The 15,805-nt window shown below is 51.7% G+C and carries 16 protein-coding genes and 1 tRNA gene; 7 read left to right on the top strand and 10 right to left on the bottom strand.

Annotated elements, in window-relative coordinates:
- Positions 1–4: 4 nt before the first annotated feature.
- Positions 5–298: a co-chaperone GroES gene (locus AB1E22_RS11400; RefSeq protein WP_034461121.1), complete on the bottom strand. Its 294-nt coding sequence runs from the start codon at positions 296–298 to the stop codon at positions 5–7.
- Between the two features lie 138 nt (positions 299–436).
- A complete protein-coding gene (locus tag AB1E22_RS11395) occupies positions 437–922 on the bottom strand; it encodes an FxsA family protein (protein WP_367595432.1) in 486 nt (161 codons plus the stop codon).
- Between the two features lie 339 nt (positions 923–1,261).
- Between AB1E22_RS11395 and aspA the strand changes: the two genes are divergently transcribed.
- From aspA to AB1E22_RS11365, 6 genes are all read left to right on the top strand, one after another.
- Positions 1,262–2,698: an aspartate ammonia-lyase gene (gene aspA, locus AB1E22_RS11390; protein ID WP_367595431.1), complete on the top strand. Its 1,437-nt coding sequence runs from the start codon at positions 1,262–1,264 to the stop codon at positions 2,696–2,698.
- Positions 2,699–2,812: 114 nt separating this feature from the next.
- Complete coding sequence (locus AB1E22_RS11385) at positions 2,813–4,114, top strand: anaerobic C4-dicarboxylate transporter (protein ID WP_367595430.1); 1,302 nt, start codon at positions 2,813–2,815, stop codon at positions 4,112–4,114.
- Between the two features lie 98 nt (positions 4,115–4,212).
- Positions 4,213–4,536 (top strand): divalent cation tolerance protein CutA, encoded by a 324-nt coding sequence (gene cutA / locus AB1E22_RS11380; RefSeq protein WP_367595429.1) that lies wholly within the window; start codon positions 4,213–4,215, stop codon positions 4,534–4,536.
- Positions 4,512–6,221, top strand: a complete 1,710-nt coding sequence (locus AB1E22_RS11375) for a protein-disulfide reductase DsbD (protein WP_367595428.1) — start codon at positions 4,512–4,514, stop codon at positions 6,219–6,221. The genes cutA and AB1E22_RS11375 overlap by 25 nt, the downstream gene beginning before the upstream one ends.
- 46 nt (positions 6,222–6,267) lie before the next feature.
- Positions 6,268–6,843 carry a transcriptional regulator gene (locus AB1E22_RS11370; protein ID WP_367595427.1) on the top strand — a complete coding sequence of 192 codons (576 nt, stop codon included), beginning with the start codon at positions 6,268–6,270 and terminating at the stop codon, positions 6,841–6,843.
- Positions 6,844–6,957: 114 nt separating this feature from the next.
- Positions 6,958–7,033, top strand: a tRNA-Phe gene (locus tag AB1E22_RS11365).
- A gap of 89 nt (positions 7,034–7,122) precedes the next feature.
- Here the strand turns inward: AB1E22_RS11365 and AB1E22_RS11360 are convergent.
- The 7 genes from AB1E22_RS11360 to AB1E22_RS11330 form a co-directional block, all read right to left on the bottom strand.
- Entirely contained in the window at positions 7,123–7,764 is a 642-nt protein-coding gene (locus tag AB1E22_RS11360) for a deoxynucleoside kinase (protein ID WP_367595426.1), read from the bottom strand.
- A 247-nt stretch (positions 7,765–8,011) separates the two neighbouring features.
- Positions 8,012–8,353 carry a DUF1971 domain-containing protein gene (locus tag AB1E22_RS11355; protein ID WP_367595425.1) on the bottom strand — a complete coding sequence of 114 codons (342 nt, stop codon included), beginning with the start codon at positions 8,351–8,353 and terminating at the stop codon, positions 8,012–8,014.
- Positions 8,354–8,474: 121 nt separating this feature from the next.
- Positions 8,475–8,933 carry a GNAT family N-acetyltransferase gene (locus AB1E22_RS11350; RefSeq protein WP_367595424.1) on the bottom strand — a complete coding sequence of 153 codons (459 nt, stop codon included), beginning with the start codon at positions 8,931–8,933 and terminating at the stop codon, positions 8,475–8,477.
- A gap of 182 nt (positions 8,934–9,115) precedes the next feature.
- Positions 9,116–9,328: a transcription antiterminator/RNA stability regulator CspE gene (gene cspE, locus AB1E22_RS11345; RefSeq protein WP_034461105.1), complete on the bottom strand. Its 213-nt coding sequence runs from the start codon at positions 9,326–9,328 to the stop codon at positions 9,116–9,118.
- A 307-nt stretch (positions 9,329–9,635) separates the two neighbouring features.
- On the bottom strand, positions 9,636–10,472 hold the full coding sequence (locus tag AB1E22_RS11340; RefSeq protein ID WP_367595423.1) for a shikimate dehydrogenase family protein: 837 nt from the start codon (positions 10,470–10,472) through the stop codon (positions 9,636–9,638).
- Positions 10,473–10,530: 58 nt separating this feature from the next.
- A complete protein-coding gene (locus AB1E22_RS11335; RefSeq protein ID WP_367595422.1) occupies positions 10,531–11,847 on the bottom strand; it encodes an MFS transporter in 1,317 nt (438 codons plus the stop codon).
- Positions 11,848–11,916: 69 nt separating this feature from the next.
- Complete coding sequence (locus tag AB1E22_RS11330; protein WP_367595421.1) at positions 11,917–13,782, bottom strand: bifunctional sugar phosphate isomerase/epimerase/4-hydroxyphenylpyruvate dioxygenase family protein; 1,866 nt, start codon at positions 13,780–13,782, stop codon at positions 11,917–11,919.
- A gap of 193 nt (positions 13,783–13,975) precedes the next feature.
- Here AB1E22_RS11330 and yghU point away from each other — a divergent pair, with 193 nt between their 5' ends.
- Complete coding sequence (gene yghU, locus AB1E22_RS11325) at positions 13,976–14,842, top strand: glutathione-dependent disulfide-bond oxidoreductase (protein WP_367595420.1); 867 nt, start codon at positions 13,976–13,978, stop codon at positions 14,840–14,842.
- Positions 14,843–14,893: 51 nt separating this feature from the next.
- Here the strand turns inward: yghU and yghX are convergent, their stop codons facing one another.
- Positions 14,894–15,781 carry a YghX family hydrolase gene (gene yghX, locus AB1E22_RS11320; RefSeq protein WP_367595419.1) on the bottom strand — a complete coding sequence of 296 codons (888 nt, stop codon included), beginning with the start codon at positions 15,779–15,781 and terminating at the stop codon, positions 14,894–14,896.
- Between the last annotated feature and the right edge of the window lie 24 nt (positions 15,782–15,805).

The following is a 15,805-nucleotide window of genomic DNA, read 5'->3' as shown; positions in this document are numbered from 1 at the left end:
TGGATTACGCTTCAACAATCGCCAGAATGTCGCTTTCTGCCATGATCAACACTTCTTCATTGTCGATCTTCTCAGACTTAACACCGTAGCCATCGTTGAAAATCACGATATCGCCAACTTTCACGTCCAGCGGTTGCACGTTACCGTTTTCCAGGATGCGGCCTTTACCGACAGCGATGATTTCGCCACGAGTTGATTTACCAGCTGCGCTGCCGGTCAGAACGATGCCGCCCGCAGATTTAGATTCAACTTCTTTACGTTTGACGATGACACGGTCATGTAATGGACGAATGCTCATGTGATAGCTCTCCTTTGAGAAAGTCAGTATCAGTTATTTAGGTAACGCCGGCCCGAAATGGGTTATCGGCTGGTGACCTGAGAGATGGGGATGAGCCTTCCCCCCTTCAAGGGGGGAAAACAAAAAAAATTTCGATTTTTAACGATTGTGACGATCGTCGTTATCGCGGTCGTCGAGCTGCTTCGGCGCATCATCTTTACGTTGATACTCGCCATCGAAGGTTGAACCGCCGCCCGTACCTGCGCTAAAACCACCGCCTGGGGTGCGTGAAAAACGCAGATGCGGCATCAGTTTTAATGTCAGATGTTTCTGTACCGGTGGCAATAACAACAGCAGGCCGAGGAAATCAGTGAAGAAACCTGGTAACAGCAACAACAAACCGGCGATGATCAGTGACACGCTTTTAATCATCTCTGCGGCAGGGCTCTCACCCACAGCCATTTTCTGCTGCATCAGCATAAAATTCTTAAAGCCCTGGTTACGAACCAGTGACATACCAATAACTGAGGTGAATATCACCAGCACCAGCGTCAGGAAAACACCCATCACGTGGGCAACCTGAATAAATAACGAAATCTCTATGTAGACATAAAGAAAAATGGCAATTAACGGTATCCAGCGCACCGTATACTCCTATAGTTGAGCAAGCCCCCTCAGGCACTTGCAAGAATAAGTTAGCGATAAGCACAGCCAAAGAGATGGCGACGCCTTAGCCAAAAATCAATCTAAGCGCCGCATTATTTTTTTGGAAATTTTCAACAATTGATCAACATCACATATTAATAATTGTTATGTAAGAAGGATGTTAATAAGTGATCCAGATTACTGCTTTTCGCTATCATCAGCATATCATCACGGCATTACGATCGAATATGGACATAATCGTCGGTCTATTCATGGCACAACCAGAGATCCTGTGCGTGCAGTGATCAATCAATGGCAGCTTTAATTAAGAAGGTTCACATGTTAAATAACATTCGTATCGAAGAAGATTTGTTGGGTACCAGGGAAGTGCCAGCGGATGCCTATTATGGTGTTCATACTCTGAGAGCGATTGAAAACTTCTACATCAGTAACAGCAAAATCAGTGACATACCTGAATTTGTTCGTGGCATGGTCATGGTTAAGAAAGCGGCGGCAATGGCGAACAAGGAGTTGCAAACCATTCCGAAAAGCATCGCTAACACCATTATTCAGGCCTGTGATGAAGTGCTAAATAACGGCAAGTGCATGGATCAATTCCCGGTGGACGTTTACCAGGGCGGTGCCGGTACTTCCGTCAACATGAACACCAACGAAGTGCTCGCCAACATTGGGCTTGAGCTGATGGGCCACCAGAAAGGTGAGTACCAGTACCTGAATCCAAACGACCATGTGAACAAGTGCCAGTCCACCAACGATGCCTATCCAACCGGTTTCCGCATCGCGGTGTACGCCTCTATTGTGAAACTGATTGATGCCATCAATCAGTTAGGCGAAGGTTTCCAGCGCAAAGCCGTTGAGTTCGAAAACATCTTGAAAATGGGCCGCACTCAGTTACAAGATGCCGTCCCAATGACGCTGGGCCAGGAATTCCACGCATTCAACGTGCTGCTGAACGAAGAAACACGTAACCTGCTGCGCACCGCAGAACTGCTGCTGGAAGTGAACCTCGGCGCAACCGCCATCGGTACCCGCCTGAATACTCCTGAAGGCTACCAGCAACTGGCAGTGCAGAAACTGGCGGAAGTCAGCAACCTGCCATGCGTTCCGGCTGAAGACCTGATTGAAGCGACCTCCGACTGCGGCGCTTACGTCATGGTGCACAGCTCGCTCAAACGCCTGGCGGTGAAAATGTCGAAGATCTGTAATGACCTTCGTCTGCTCTCCTCCGGCCCACGCTCTGGCCTGAACGAAATCAATCTGCCAGAACTGCAAGCGGGCTCTTCCATTATGCCTGCCAAAGTGAACCCGGTAATTCCAGAAGTGGTTAACCAGGTTTGCTTCAAAGTCATCGGGAACGACATCACTGTCACCATGGCTTCCGAAGCGGGTCAGTTGCAGTTGAACGTTATGGAGCCGGTGATTGGGCAGGCAATGTTCGAGTCCATTCACATCCTGACCAACGCCTGCTACAACCTGCTGGAAAAATGCATTAACGGTATCACCGCAAATAAAGAAGTGTGCGAAAACTACGTCTACAACTCGATTGGTATCGTGACTTATCTGAACCCGTTCATTGGCCACCACAATGGCGATATCGTCGGGAAGATTTGTGCGGAAACCGGTAAAAGCGTGCGTGAAGTGGTGCTGGAGCGTGGACTGCTTACGGAAGCGGAGCTGGACGATATTTTCTCCATCAACAACCTGATGCATCCGGTATATAAAGCGAAGCGTTATACCGATGAAAGCGAACAGTAATTTCTTCGGGTAGTTCACAAAAGGCACGTCCAACAGGACGTGCCTTTTTCATTTGTGGGAACAACAATTACACAACAAATAATTTTCAAATAATCAAACACAAGGAAGGCAATTATGTTTGGAGCAGAACTCGTTATCGTGCTTTTAGCGATATATCTTGGGGCCCGGCTAGGCGGTATAGGTATTGGCTTTGCTGGCGGTTTCGGTGTGTTGGTTTTAACGCTTATTTTCCAGGTTAAGCCCGGCGCTATCCCCTTCGACGTTATTGAAATCATCATGGCCGTTATCGCCGCCATTGCTGCCATGCAGGTGGCGGGCGGTATGGACTATCTGGTGAGTCTGGCTGAAAAGCTGCTGCGTCGTCACCCAAAATACATCACATTCCTCGCCCCGCTCGTTACCTGGTTTATGACCATTCTGGCGGGAACGGGTCACACCGCTTTCTCAACGCTTCCGGTCATTACTGAAGTTGCGAAAGAGCAAGGCATTCGCCCCTCACGCCCTCTCTCTATCGCCGTTGTCGCTTCACAAATCGCGATTACCGCTTCGCCAATTTCTGCAGCCGTCGTCTTCTTCGCAGGCATCCTCGAACCGATGGGCGTCAGCTACCTGACGCTATTGAGCATCTGTATTCCAGTGACATTAGTCGCTGTATTACTGACCGCCGTAGTGTGCAACTTCCTTGGCTGTGAGCTGAAAGACGATCCGGTTTATCAGGAGCGTCTTGCTAAAGGCGAAGTGAAACTGCGCGGCAGCCAGGTTTTTGAGTTGAAACCTCATGCTAAACGTTCGGTGCTGCTGTTCCTGATCGGGATTGTGGCGGTGATGTTCTACGCTACCGCCATCAGCGATACCGTGGGCCTGATTCAAAACCCCGTTCTGCCGCGTAACGAAGCGATTGTGGTGTTCATGCTGACCATCGCGACGCTGATTTGTATCACCTGTAAAATCGACACCGGTGAAATCCTCAATGCCAGCACCTTTAAATCCGGGATGAGCGCTTGTATCTGCGTGCTGGGCGTGGCGTGGCTGGGCGATACCTTCGTCAAAAACCATATCCAGGATATTCAGGCCGTTGCCGGTGATTTGCTGCAAAGCTATCCGTGGCTGTTAGCGGTGGTGCTGTTCTTCGCCGCCACGCTGCTTTATTCCCAGGCTGCCACCACCAAAGCCCTGATGCCTGCTGCGCTGTTGCTGGGCGTTACCCCGCTGACAGCAGTGGCCTCTTTCGCCGCGGTTTCCGCCTTGTTCGTCCTGCCAACCTATCCAACTTTATTGGCGGCGGTGGAAATGGACGACACCGGCTCAACGCGCATCGGCAAATACGTGTTTAACCATGCGTTCTTAATTCCTGGCGTGATCGCTATTACGCTGTGCGTCATCCTCGGCTTCATTGTCGGTGGCCTGATTCTGTAAATCTTTTAAAACACGGGTCGCCCTGCGGCCCGTTTAACACCACCCCTCTTTTCCCCATGCTATAGTCAACCGCTCTTTCCCAAGATACGAGGTTAGCTATGCCGACTACACAGGCTGTTGTCATCCTTTGTACCGCCCCAGACGAAGCCACCGCTCAGGAACTTGCCGCCCTTGTACTGGCTGAAAAGCTCGCGGCCTGCGTCACCTTATTACCCGGTGCAACATCGCTCTATTACTGGGAAGGGAAAATGGAACAGGAGTATGAGGTGCAGATGCTGCTCAAGAGCGACATCGCCCATCAGGAAGCTCTGCTGGCGTGCCTGAAATCGCATCATCCTTATCAAACCCCTGAATTACTGGTTCTGCCAGTTACCCACGGAGATAGTGAATACCTCTCATGGCTCTACGCATCTTTGCGCTAATTTTTGCGCTTTTTAGTTCACACGCTTTTGCAGGCCTGTTCGATAACCAGAGCAAATCACAGTTTGTTCCCGTCGATCAGGCATTTGCTTTCGATTTTCAGCAATCTGAAAACCAGCTCAGCCTAAACTGGCAGATAAAGCCGGGTTACTACCTGTATCGCCAGCAGATCAAAGTCAACGCGACGCAGGCCGAACTGGCTCCGCTTGCGTTGCCGAAAGGGACCTGGCACGAGGACGAGTTCTACGGTAAGACCGAGATCTACACGGGCCAGCTTAATCTGCCGGTGGCGATAAACCGCGCCGCAAAAGGCGCGACGATTAGCGTGACGTATCAGGGCTGTGCTGAAGCCGGTTTCTGTTATCCGCCAGAAACACGTGTTGTGCCGTTGAGTGAGGTAGCTGCGATTGAGGAAGGTGGCCCGCGTCCTGGCCCTCTCCCCCAGGAGAGGGGCCCAGAAAACTCCGCCCCCACGCAACTGCCTTTCACAGCGCTTTGGGCTTTCCTGCTCGGGATTGGCATCGCCTTCACGCCGTGCGTGCTGCCGATGTACCCGCTGATCTCCGGCATAGTGCTTGGCGGTAAACAGCGTTTATCCACCGCCCGCGCCCTGCTCCTGACTTTTGTCTACGTGCAGGGAATGGCGCTTACCTACACCGCACTGGGTCTTGTCGTCGCCGCGGCGGGGCTGCAATTCCAGGCTGCATTGCAACACCCTTATGTGCTTATCGGCTTGTCTGCGCTGTTTGTCGTGCTAGCCGCATCGATGTTTGGACTGTTTACCCTACAACTCCCGTCATCTCTGCAAACGCGTCTCACGCTGATGAGTAATCGCCAACAAGGCGGTTCTGCGGGGGGGGTCTTTGCGATGGGCGCATTAGCGGGACTGATCTGTTCGCCCTGCACCACCGCCCCGCTGAGTGCCATCCTGCTGTATATCGCCCAAAGCGGAAACATGTGGCTGGGCGGCGGTACGCTCTATCTCTATGCGTTAGGCATGGGTCTGCCGCTGATGCTGATCACCGTTTTCGGCAACCGCCTGCTGCCGAAAAGCGGCCCATGGATGGAAACTGTCAAAATCGTTTTTGGTTTTGTGATCCTCGCCCTACCGGTATTCCTGCTGGAACGCATACTGGGAGATACGTGGGGTATCCGACTATGGGGATTACTTGGCGTGGCATTCTTTAGCTGGGCGTTTATCACCAGCCTGCACGCGACAAAATCATGGATGCGCGTAGTGCAGATAATCCTCCTCGGGGCGGCTTTAATCAGCGCAAAACCGCTGCAGGACTGGGCGTTTGGCACGACCACCGCCGCCACACTGGCGCATCTGAATTTCACAAAAATTGCTAACGTTGAGCAGCTTGATCGGGCTCTCGCAAATGCAAAAGGCAAACCGGTGATGCTCGATTTCTACGCCGACTGGTGTGTGGCCTGCAAAGAGTTTGAGAAATACACCTTTAGCGATGTTCAGGTGCAGCAACAGTTAGCGAACACCGTTTTGCTTCAGGCGGATGTCACCGCCAACAACGCGCAGGACGCGGCGCTATTAAAGCATTTACAGGTTTTAGGCCTGCCAACCATTGTGTTCTTTGATAGCACTGGACGTGAACAGCCCAATTCACGCGTGACCGGTTTTATGGATGCCGAGGCTTTCAGTACGCATTTGCGCAATCGAGCGCAGTAAACAACACTAATGTGGGACAAACCGTTGAACGACGGAGGAGAAAACCGTGCAACGCGAAGACGTACTAGAGCACGCCCTACACGTCCTTGAACGTGAGGGAATTGCCAGCACTACCCTTGAGATGGTTGCAGCCGAAGCGGACCATCCGGTGAAAGAGATCAGGAATTTCTGGCCCGACAGCGAAGCGTTACTGTACGACGCCTTGCGTTATTTGAGCCAACAGATTGACGTCTGGCGACGTCAGTTACTGCTCAACGACGAACTGTCGCTTGAGCAAAAAGTGCTGAAGCGCTACGAGGCGTTAAGCGAATGCGTGAACAAACAGCGTTATCCGGGCTGCCTGTTTATTGCGGCCTGCACGTTTTACCCGGATGCATCACATCCTGTTCATCAGTTAGCTGACCAACAGAAAAAGGCGGCCTGGGAATTTACTCACGAACTCCTGACGCAGCTTGAAGTAGATGACCCAACAATGGTGGCGCATCAAATGGAGCTGGTGTTAGAGGGCTGCCTGAGCCGTTTGCTGGTTAAACGCAGCCAGGCTGACATCGAAACCGCCCGTAGACTGGCCGAGGACATCCTACGATTTGCGCAGTGTCGACAAGGTGGCGCTCTGACATGATGAGGTGTTTTTTCACCATTCTGAATGAAAAGCAGACAGTTAAACGCATTTAACCGCTTTTTTATCTCAAAGCCGTTGACGCCTAACGGCCTTTACGGTTTAATGCGCCCCGTTGCCCGGATAGCTCAGTCGGTAGAGCAGGGGATTGAAAATCCCCGTGTCCTTGGTTCGATTCCGAGTCCGGGCACCACTATTTAGAAGAACCCGCCTATGGCGGGTTTTTTGCTTTTGGAAAACCGAATACCACGAGCAAGAATCCTCACCTAAGCCTGATTTTGACTACAGGCACTTTTCACGTAATTTCTCCACCACTGCGCTCGCCAGTTCCTCAGGGCACGCAAAACCCGAGTCAACCCGATGCGTTAGCAGCTCAGAGCCATATTGACGGGTAATTTGCGGCAGACAGGCGTCATGGAAGGCTTTTACGTCTTCAAAATATTCCAGCTTATATTTGTTCTCACCGACCCGCCCACGCGCCATACAGGCGTTAAAGCAGGACTCCGCGTCCCGATCGATATAGACCACCAGATCGATCTTCGGATAACTCTTCAGGTACTCCTTAATCTGATAGAAATAGGACATGTACCTGGCCGAGGGCTGTTCAGTGATCAGGAAATTCACATGGCAGAACACAATATCGCTAAATAGCGAACGTTCGATAACGTAGTTACCATCCGGAATACCCTTTAAAAGAGTCTGCCGACAAGCGGTTATGTAGAGCTGAAAGGCTACCCTTGCGTCTGCATCATTTGGGTTTTCAATAAACACCTGAAGCAGTTCAAGAAATACAGGGTCTTCATCCACAGGTTCTTTTAAAACATGCCAGTTGATGCCTGTTTTTTCTGATAACGAGGCCGCCAAAGGATCCAGCAAAGTGGTTTTTCCTGCGGCAATATTCGCCTCAATAGCGACAATCTTCATGGCAATATCTCTATGAATTAATTTCCTGATGAGGAATCAGCTAGCAGATCTTGGTTCATCTTCGGGCAGAATGGCACTTCGCACGAAAGGTATTCCTGATATTCAGCAACGTTCAGCAGGGGCTGCTCTCCGCAAAGTTCCTGCTCACCGTAGTCGACACGCGCTGAAAATTTCCTGAAGAAATTCATCATGATAATTTCACACTATTTGGAGGGGCTCCCCTATCATGAATAAGGGAGCATCGGGTTTATGCTTTTCTAGCGCTGTAAACTTCATCACCAGAGAACGACGGTTCGGCCCAGAAATTGATATTGAACTGTGCGTCGTCGGTCATCTCGATACGGTGCCAGTACTGCGGCGGGCTGGTCGCGAAGTTACCTGCATTAATCACGACTTTCACTTCTGGCTCTGTCGACTCTGCATTCGCGAAGCCGTAATAGGTAACCGTCCCTTCCATCACACAAAGCTGGCCGAAAATACCGGCGGCGGTGTTGTGATGGCTCAGGAGCGCAGCAGGAACATTCTCTTTAGTAAAGAAAGGGGTTGAACGTTTAATCGTCCAGTTTTTAGGGATTCTGTGATGGCTCATAATTGACTCCGGCTCTAAAGATGCATTTAAAATACATCTTTGATTTATGCCTGTAAAGAGTTTTTGATAATAAATCTCATTATCAATGAGCGTATAAATTTCGCCGGATAGCCGCTCCCCTCTACAACACCAGCGTCATAAAACGGCTATTCGGGTCGGGTTGATAATCAGCGAACGGCTCGCAATCCACAAACCCGTGCTTACGATAGAGTTGATGGCAGGCTGCAAATCCCGGTTGTGTCCCTGTTTCTAAGCTCAGGCGCTGTAAACCCCTTTCACGGGCAACGTGCAGAATGTGAACTAAAAACTGATTCGCCACGCCACGGCGCAGGAACGCCGTCGCAGTGCGCATTGATTTCAGCTCACCGTGCTCTGTATTCAACATTTTCAGCGCGCCAATCCCGGCTAGCTGCTCCCCTTCCCATGCAGACCAAAATGTCACGGCAGGGTCACAAAGCTTTTGTACATCCAGTGCATGGCTGCTCTCTGGCGGAGATTGCTCCAGCATGCCGGAAATATGGTAGGCCACTAAGTTCTGAACGGCGGGATGGGTAAGATCGTCAATTTTGATGGTGAACATTTTCAGTATCCAGAGGTTGCTTTAATTATTAATAACATATTTGCAACATCAAAGCCGACTACCGAACGATCGTCCAATAACGATTACTTATGACGGGAATTTCTAATGCAGGGAGTGGACTGGCAAAAACGAAAAAACCCGCCGAAGCGGGTTTTAAAATTCTAGCTTAGTTAACGCTAACCTTACAGGCTAGTTACGTTACCAGCTGCTGGGCCTTTAGCGCCGTTCTCGATGGTGAAGGAAACTTTCTGGCCTTCATCAAGAGATTTGTAGCCATCGTTCTGGATAGCAGAGAAGTGTACGAACAGGTCTTTAGAACCGTCGTCTGGAGTGATGAAGCCGAAACCTTTATCAGCGTTGAACCATTTTACCAGACCAGTCATTTTGTTAGACATGAATATTACCTTTTGATTTAAGTGTGCCTTACGGCGATTTGGTATGCTTTACAGATTTTATGAAGCGGTAGAGGAGCACACGACAAAGGGTATCCAGGGATGACTCTTGAAGGACTGCTTTACTGAGTTGCTTTAAAGGTCTGTACGTCAAACCGATGGATGTATTAACTCATGCTTAGGCGATGAATGACAAGGATTATTTTAGCCGTCCACAGGTCTGGAGCTAAAAACGCCCAGTTTTAGCGCTTCGCTTGAAGGGGGTAGAGAGCACTCCCCTACCCCCACCGCTAATTAGGTTAACCATTTGTTAGTAATCGATTTTAGCCACCCGACGAAGCGCTTCAGGCGTCGCTTCCGGCAGGCCAAAAAACGCCATATAAGCAGGAATCATCTCAAATAACATATCTGTTCCAGCTTGTATCTGGCAGTCTCTTTCCATTGCTGCACGTAAAAAAGGTGTGATTTCGGCCTTCATCACCACTTCCCCCACGAAACTTCCCGGCGTTATCGCGTTCACATCCACCGGCAGTTCATCTCCTGGATTCATGCCGAGCGGCGTTGCGTTCACCACGATTGAAAACGCTTTGGGGTTGCGCAAACCCGTCAGCACATTGAGCGCCGGATAATGCTGCCGCAGCCGTTTTGCCAGCGCTTCACTGCTCGCCTCCCGGCTATCAAACAGCGCCAATGTATCGACGCTGGCGGCAGCCAGAGACGCGGCAATAGCGGAACCAACCCCACCGCTGCCCACAACCAGCGCACTGGCGCCTTGCACCGAAATTCCCTTGCGCAACACGCCACGCACAAAACCGTCGCCATCAAACATATCGCCGCGCAGGCTGCCATCTGGCTCAAGACGAATAGCGTTGCAGGCCCCGGCAATTTGCGCGGTTGGGCTAAGACTATGGACTAATCCACACGTCGAGACTTTGTGCGGCATGGTCACCAGCGCCCCAATAATATTGGTCAGACGAAATAAAGAAGGAATAAGTTGCGCATAATCTTCAGCTTTCACCCCCATCGGCACCACTTTGAGATCAATACCTTGTTCTTCAAACCAGGGGTTATAAATCATCGGCGCTTTAAACGTGGTGGTCGGGTAGCCCAGATGAGCGATTAAACGGGTGTTGCCACTGATTTCCATTGCATCTACCTCTTTGACGGCGTCGCAGATTTTTAGCGACGCCGTTGCGCATCATTAATTAATCGGCCAGTTCAATACGTTTGATATCGCCAAGAATAAAGACATACGAGAAGACGCCCAGCAGTGCCGCGCCCCCGATGTACACCAGCGCATAGAAGAAGTTACCCGTTGCGGCGACGATAAAACCAATAATCAGCGGCGTAATAATCGAGGCCAGATTTGAGCAAAAGTTAAACAAGCCACCGGTCAGGCCCGCCAGGTTTTTTGGTGCCATATCAGAAATCAGCGTCCAACCCAGGCCCACCATGCCTTGCCCGAAGAAGGCCACCGACATCACCGTAATGACCAGCGCATCGGTCGGCATCCAGTTTGCGGAGATAATCAGGCTCGCCATCAACAAACCAGAAATAATAGGCAGCTTACGGGCGATGTTCACCGAGCCGGTGCGTTTGAGGATTTGGTCAGACACCCACCCACCAAACATCACGCCCACGGCAGCGGCGAGGAACGGCAAAATAGCGAAGAAGCCCACTTTCAGCCATGGCATATGGCGCTCGGTTGCAAGATAAGTCGGGAACCAGGTCAGGAAAAAGACCAGCGTCGTGTTCCCTGCAAATTGACCAATACCCGCGCCAAGGATCTGGCGGCACTTTACGAGTTTGCCGACGTTCGCCCAGCTAAAGTTCATCTTCGGCTCAGGTTCGGCCTCTTTATGATCGTGGCCGATATATTCCAGCTCAAGCTGATTAGCCGTTTTTGACTCGTGCGGCTCGTGGTAAAAACGCCACCACACCAGCACAAATAAAATCCCCACCACGCCAACCGTAATAAACAGCGCGCGCCAGCCGAACGTCTCCATAATAAAGAACAACAGCGGGGCAAACGCCGCCAGGCCGATGTATTCCCCCACGGTATATACCGCCGTCGCACGCGCACGTTCATGCTGCGGGAACCACTTGCCCACCACGCGACTGTTCACCGGGAAGCACGGCGCTTCACTGATCCCCAACCCTAAGCGGCAGAGCAGCAGGGTTTTTAGGCCCATCGTTAAACCGTGGAATAAAGTAAACGCCGACCAGAAAAATAGCGCCAGGGCGTAAGTGACTTTGTTTCCGAAACGATCGAGAAAAATGCCTCCGGGGATTTGCATCGCCGCGTAAGTCCAGGCGAACGCCGAGAACACAATCCCCATGGTTGCCGCGCCGATACCGAGATCTGCGCTCAGTTGCGGCGCAGCAATGCCTAACACCGTGCGGTCGAGGTAGTTAATCATCGTCCCAATCGCCAGAAGGGTCAGAATAACCAATCGGGTTCGGGATCGTTTTACAACACCAGCTTTCGGGGCGGCGATGTCGCCCTGGCCATAACTCGCCATGGTTTATTCCTCGGTCTGTTGTTTGTAGGTTACAGGTGTTTAAATTGAACCTTACGGTTCATTATTATTTTAACGGACTTGCATTGCAGCCAGGCGAACCGCCGCATTGGTTGCGCCATACTGTTGGTAATCCCCACGCCGCTCGACCAGTTCAAAGAAGAAACGATCGGGGCGGAAAGGTGGCGTATAAACGTGCAAAAACTCCTGTTGGCGGGCGTCACGTTCATACAGAATGTCCAGCCGCTCAAGCCCTTGTAACAGCGCGTTGTTTGCCCCGTAACGTGCCAGCAAATCTTCATAATAATTGGCAGGAATGGGCAGGACTTTCAAACCTTTAGATCGCAAACCTTCTACCGTCGCAGGTAAATCATCACACGCAAACGCCGCATGTTGCAGGCCAGTTCCCTGATAGCTCGCCACCGAACGGGCAATTTGCGTATCCAGACTGTGCGACATATTCAGCGGCAGGCGGATGGAATGACACGGGCTATGCATCACCTGGCTTCTGACCAACCCGTACGGGTCCGGCACGCTCAATTCGTTATCCAACTCAAAGCCAAACACCGCGCGGAAAAACATAATCCAGTTATCGCGGCTGCCTTCCACCAGCCCTAACGCCAGGTGATCAATCCCGCGAAGCTGGCCGCTATTGGCTGTATCTGAAAGGTTGAAATCCGTCTGATAAATATCGCTTTCGCCCTGCTCCGGAGCTTCTATCAGATAGATCAAACTCCCGTCTGGGGCGCAAATCGCCGCCAGCGCCCGCTCGTCTGGGCCATGCTCTTCATGCCAGATCGGGTAGCCGTAATCCTGCGCCCGCTGCAAAACATTCGCCGCGCCTTTGACACGCCAGGCCATCGCGCAGAGCGAAACGCCGTGACGACGATGAAACTCATCCGCCCAACTGTGCGCCTGGTGATTGATAATCACATTCACGCCGCCGTTACGCCAAAGGGAAACATCTTTTGAACGATGCTCGCCCGCCTGCGCAAAGCCCAGCGGCTGGAGCGCTTCGCCTAACGCCACCGCGTCTTTGGCATCGGTAGCAAACTCTAAAAACTCAATGCCCTGGTAAGCGGCCTGCGGCGCGCTATGGAACAGTTGCGCATCAATGTGCGGATTACTTTTCCAGGTCTGTTCCTCAAGCCACAGCAGCGAGCGATAACCGTCTTTGGCCGTCGGCGCATTTGGCGTTGCGCGGAAGCTATCGTTGAAAATCTCCAGCGACCACGGGCCATGGTAGCCTTTCTCGGTCAGCAAACGGGTGAACTCCACCACCGGCAATTCGCCCTGGCCGGGGAAGCAGCGGAAATGACGGCTCCATTCCAGCACATCCATTTTCATCAGCGGTGCATCGGCCAGTTGCAGGAAGGTGATTTTATCGACCGGAATATCATCAAGATTAATCAGTTGATCGCCAAGTGACAGCACATGGAAGCTGTCGAGCACCAGCCCCAGCGCCGGGCTATTAACCTGCTTCACACGCTCCCACGCCTGGCGATAACGGTTCACATGGGTGCCCCAGGCCAGGGCTTCATACCCGACGGTGATTTCATTTTGTTGCGCCAGCTCCGCAAGATGCGCGAGATCGCTGACCTGCAAATCAATATTTCCTGAACAATCGGGTGCCACATTGCTACACAGCAACATGGTGTTGCATCCCAGCTCGTGCATCAGCGCAAATTTACGCCGCGCACGTTCCAGGTTGCTGGCAAACTGCGGGCGTGAAGCCCCTTCAAAGTCGCGAAACGGCTGGAACAACGTGATCGTCAGCCCCAGGTCGGCCGCCATTTTCCGTACGTCGGCAGGCGTTCCCGGGTAATAAAGCAGATCGTTTTCGAAGATTTCTACGCCGTCAAAACCAGCAGCCGAGATTGCGGCCAGTTTTTCAGGCAACGTGCCAGAGATAGATACGGTTGCAATAGAACGCTGCATGATAGCTCCTGGTCTGTCGGGGAAAGTCGGTTAATGTTGTATCATTTGGTTCATATTGCAAATTTATAGTTAATTAATTGTCACTGCAGATCACACGTTCAGAAGTTAAAAAAAATAGCGGGCGATTACCGAACAAAACAAAGTGGGGTTACACTTTTCAGTCACTCCCAGGCAACCAAAAGGCAGACACAACATGTCAGATAATAACTACCAGGTTCCAAAGGTTTGGACGTGGAACAAAAGCGATAGCGGCACCTTTTCAAACATCAACCGTCCGATTGCAGGCCCGACGCACGAGCGCACGCTGCCCATCGGCAAACACCCGTTGCAGCTTTATTCTCTTGGCACGCCTAACGGGCAGAAGGTCACCATTCTGCTAGAGGAACTGCTGGCGCTAGGCGTAAGCGAGGCCGAATATGACGCGCATCTGATTCGTATTGGTGAAGGGGATCAGTTCTCAAGCGGTTTTGTGGACGTCAACCCGAACTCGAAAATTCCGGCGTTGATGGACCATTCGGTAACGCCACCCATTCGCGTATTTGAATCGGGCGCCATTCTGCTTTATCTCGCCGAGAAGTTCGGGCATTTCCTGCCAAAAGAGATTGCGGCGCGCACCGAAGCATTAAACTGGCTGTTCTGGCTGCAAGGCTCCGCGCCCTATCTCGGCGGCGGCTTTGGCCATTTCTACAATTATGCGCCAATGAAAATTGAGTACGCGATCAACCGCTTTACCATGGAAGCCAAGCGCCAGTTAGATGTGCTCGACAGGCAACTGGCGACGCATCGTTTTATCGCCGGAGAAGAATATACGATTGCGGATATCGCCATCTGGCCATGGTACGGCAGCCTGGCAAAAGGTGGGTTGTATGACGCGGCAGAGTTCCTTGATATCGCGTCATATAAAAACTTCGTGCGTTGGGCCGATGAAGTGGCAAACCGCCCTGCGGTGAAACGCGGGCGCATCGTGAATCGCACATTTGGAGAGCCGTCTGAGCAGTTGCACGAGCGCCACGATGCATCTGATTTTGAACTGCGCACCGAGGACAAACGTCAGTCTTAGTCATCCTACAGGGCTGTGGATCCGCAGCCCTGCTTCCCCATTTCCCGGCGTTTAAACCAAATATTTGCGGAACCAGTCGATAGTCCGCGACCACGCCAGCTCCGCAGCCGCTTTGTCATAGCGCGGGGTCGAATCATTGTGAAACCCATGATTCACGCCCGGATAAACATACCCTTCATACACTTTATGATTGGCTTTCAGCGCCGCTTCATACGCGGGCCAGCCCTCATTGATACGAGAATCCAGCTCGCCGTAATGCAGCAGCAAAGGTGCTTTAATTCGCGGCACATCTTCCACTTTTGGCTGACGCCCGTAGAACGGCACGGCGGCAGCTAATTCCGGATACGCAACTGCAGCGGCATTCGCCACGCCTCCGCCGTAGCAAAAACCGGTTATGCCCACTTTTCCGGTGACTGCATCGTGGTGCATTAAAAACTCAATCGCGGCGAAGAAATCATTCATCAGTTTGGTGGGATCAACCTGGGATTGCAGCTCGCGGCCTTTTTCGTCATTGCCGGGATAACCCCCCACCGAACTGAGACCATCCGGCGCCAGCGCGATAAATCCCGCTTTCGCCACGCGCCGCGCCACATCTTCAATGTACGGATTTAGCCCACGGTTTTCATGCACCACCACCACGCCTGGCACTTTACCCGCCGCTTTGGCAGGGCGCACCATATAGGCTTTTACCTGCCCATGTCCTTGTGGGCTAGGGTATTCAATATATTCAGCCACAATATCCGGGTCGGTAAATTCCACCTGCGTGGCGAAGGCGTAATTCGGCGTCAGTAACGTGCCGAGGGCTACCGCAGAAAGGCCACCGACGACAAATTTCCCCGCCAGATCGAGAAATTCACGCTTGCTGATTTTGCCGTGCACATAAAAATCGAAGTATTCGAGTAATTCAGGAGGGAAATCTTTTGCGGTAAGTCTGGTCATTGGCAGGCCCTTTATCGGTAAAAG

It is taken from the genome of Buttiauxella gaviniae, assembly GCF_040786275.1.
Taxonomy (GTDB): domain Bacteria; phylum Pseudomonadota; class Gammaproteobacteria; order Enterobacterales; family Enterobacteriaceae; genus Buttiauxella; species Buttiauxella gaviniae_A.
Note: the sequence above shows the minus strand (reverse complement) of the source record. Positions and strands in the feature narration are given on the sequence as shown.

Excerpts from the sequence above, each read along its gene's own strand:
- cutA (WP_367595429.1), top strand. The coding sequence starts at position 4,213 with ATGCCGACTACACAGGCTGTTGTCATCCTTTGTACCGCCCCAGACGAA.
- AB1E22_RS11385 (WP_367595430.1), top strand. The coding sequence starts at position 2,813 with ATGTTTGGAGCAGAACTCGTTATCGTGCTTTTAGCGATATATCTTGGG.
- AB1E22_RS11375 (WP_367595428.1), top strand. The coding sequence starts at position 4,512 with ATGGCTCTACGCATCTTTGCGCTAATTTTTGCGCTTTTTAGTTCACAC.
- yghU (WP_367595420.1), top strand. The coding sequence starts at position 13,976 with ATGTCAGATAATAACTACCAGGTTCCAAAGGTTTGGACGTGGAACAAA.
- AB1E22_RS11330 (WP_367595421.1), bottom strand. The coding sequence starts at position 13,782 with ATGCAGCGTTCTATTGCAACCGTATCTATCTCTGGCACGTTGCCTGAA.
- AB1E22_RS11335 (WP_367595422.1), bottom strand. The coding sequence starts at position 11,847 with ATGGCGAGTTATGGCCAGGGCGACATCGCCGCCCCGAAAGCTGGTGTT.
- aspA (WP_367595431.1), top strand. The coding sequence starts at position 1,262 with ATGTTAAATAACATTCGTATCGAAGAAGATTTGTTGGGTACCAGGGAA.
- yghX (WP_367595419.1), bottom strand. The coding sequence starts at position 15,781 with ATGACCAGACTTACCGCAAAAGATTTCCCTCCTGAATTACTCGAATAC.
- AB1E22_RS11355 (WP_367595425.1), bottom strand. The coding sequence starts at position 8,353 with ATGAGCCATCACAGAATCCCTAAAAACTGGACGATTAAACGTTCAACC.
- cspE (WP_034461105.1), bottom strand. The coding sequence starts at position 9,328 with ATGTCTAACAAAATGACTGGTCTGGTAAAATGGTTCAACGCTGATAAA.
- AB1E22_RS11350 (WP_367595424.1), bottom strand. The coding sequence starts at position 8,933 with ATGTTCACCATCAAAATTGACGATCTTACCCATCCCGCCGTTCAGAAC.
- AB1E22_RS11360 (WP_367595426.1), bottom strand. The coding sequence starts at position 7,764 with ATGAAGATTGTCGCTATTGAGGCGAATATTGCCGCAGGAAAAACCACT.
- AB1E22_RS11400 (WP_034461121.1), bottom strand. The coding sequence starts at position 298 with ATGAGCATTCGTCCATTACATGACCGTGTCATCGTCAAACGTAAAGAA.
- AB1E22_RS11340 (WP_367595423.1), bottom strand. The coding sequence starts at position 10,472 with ATGGAAATCAGTGGCAACACCCGTTTAATCGCTCATCTGGGCTACCCG.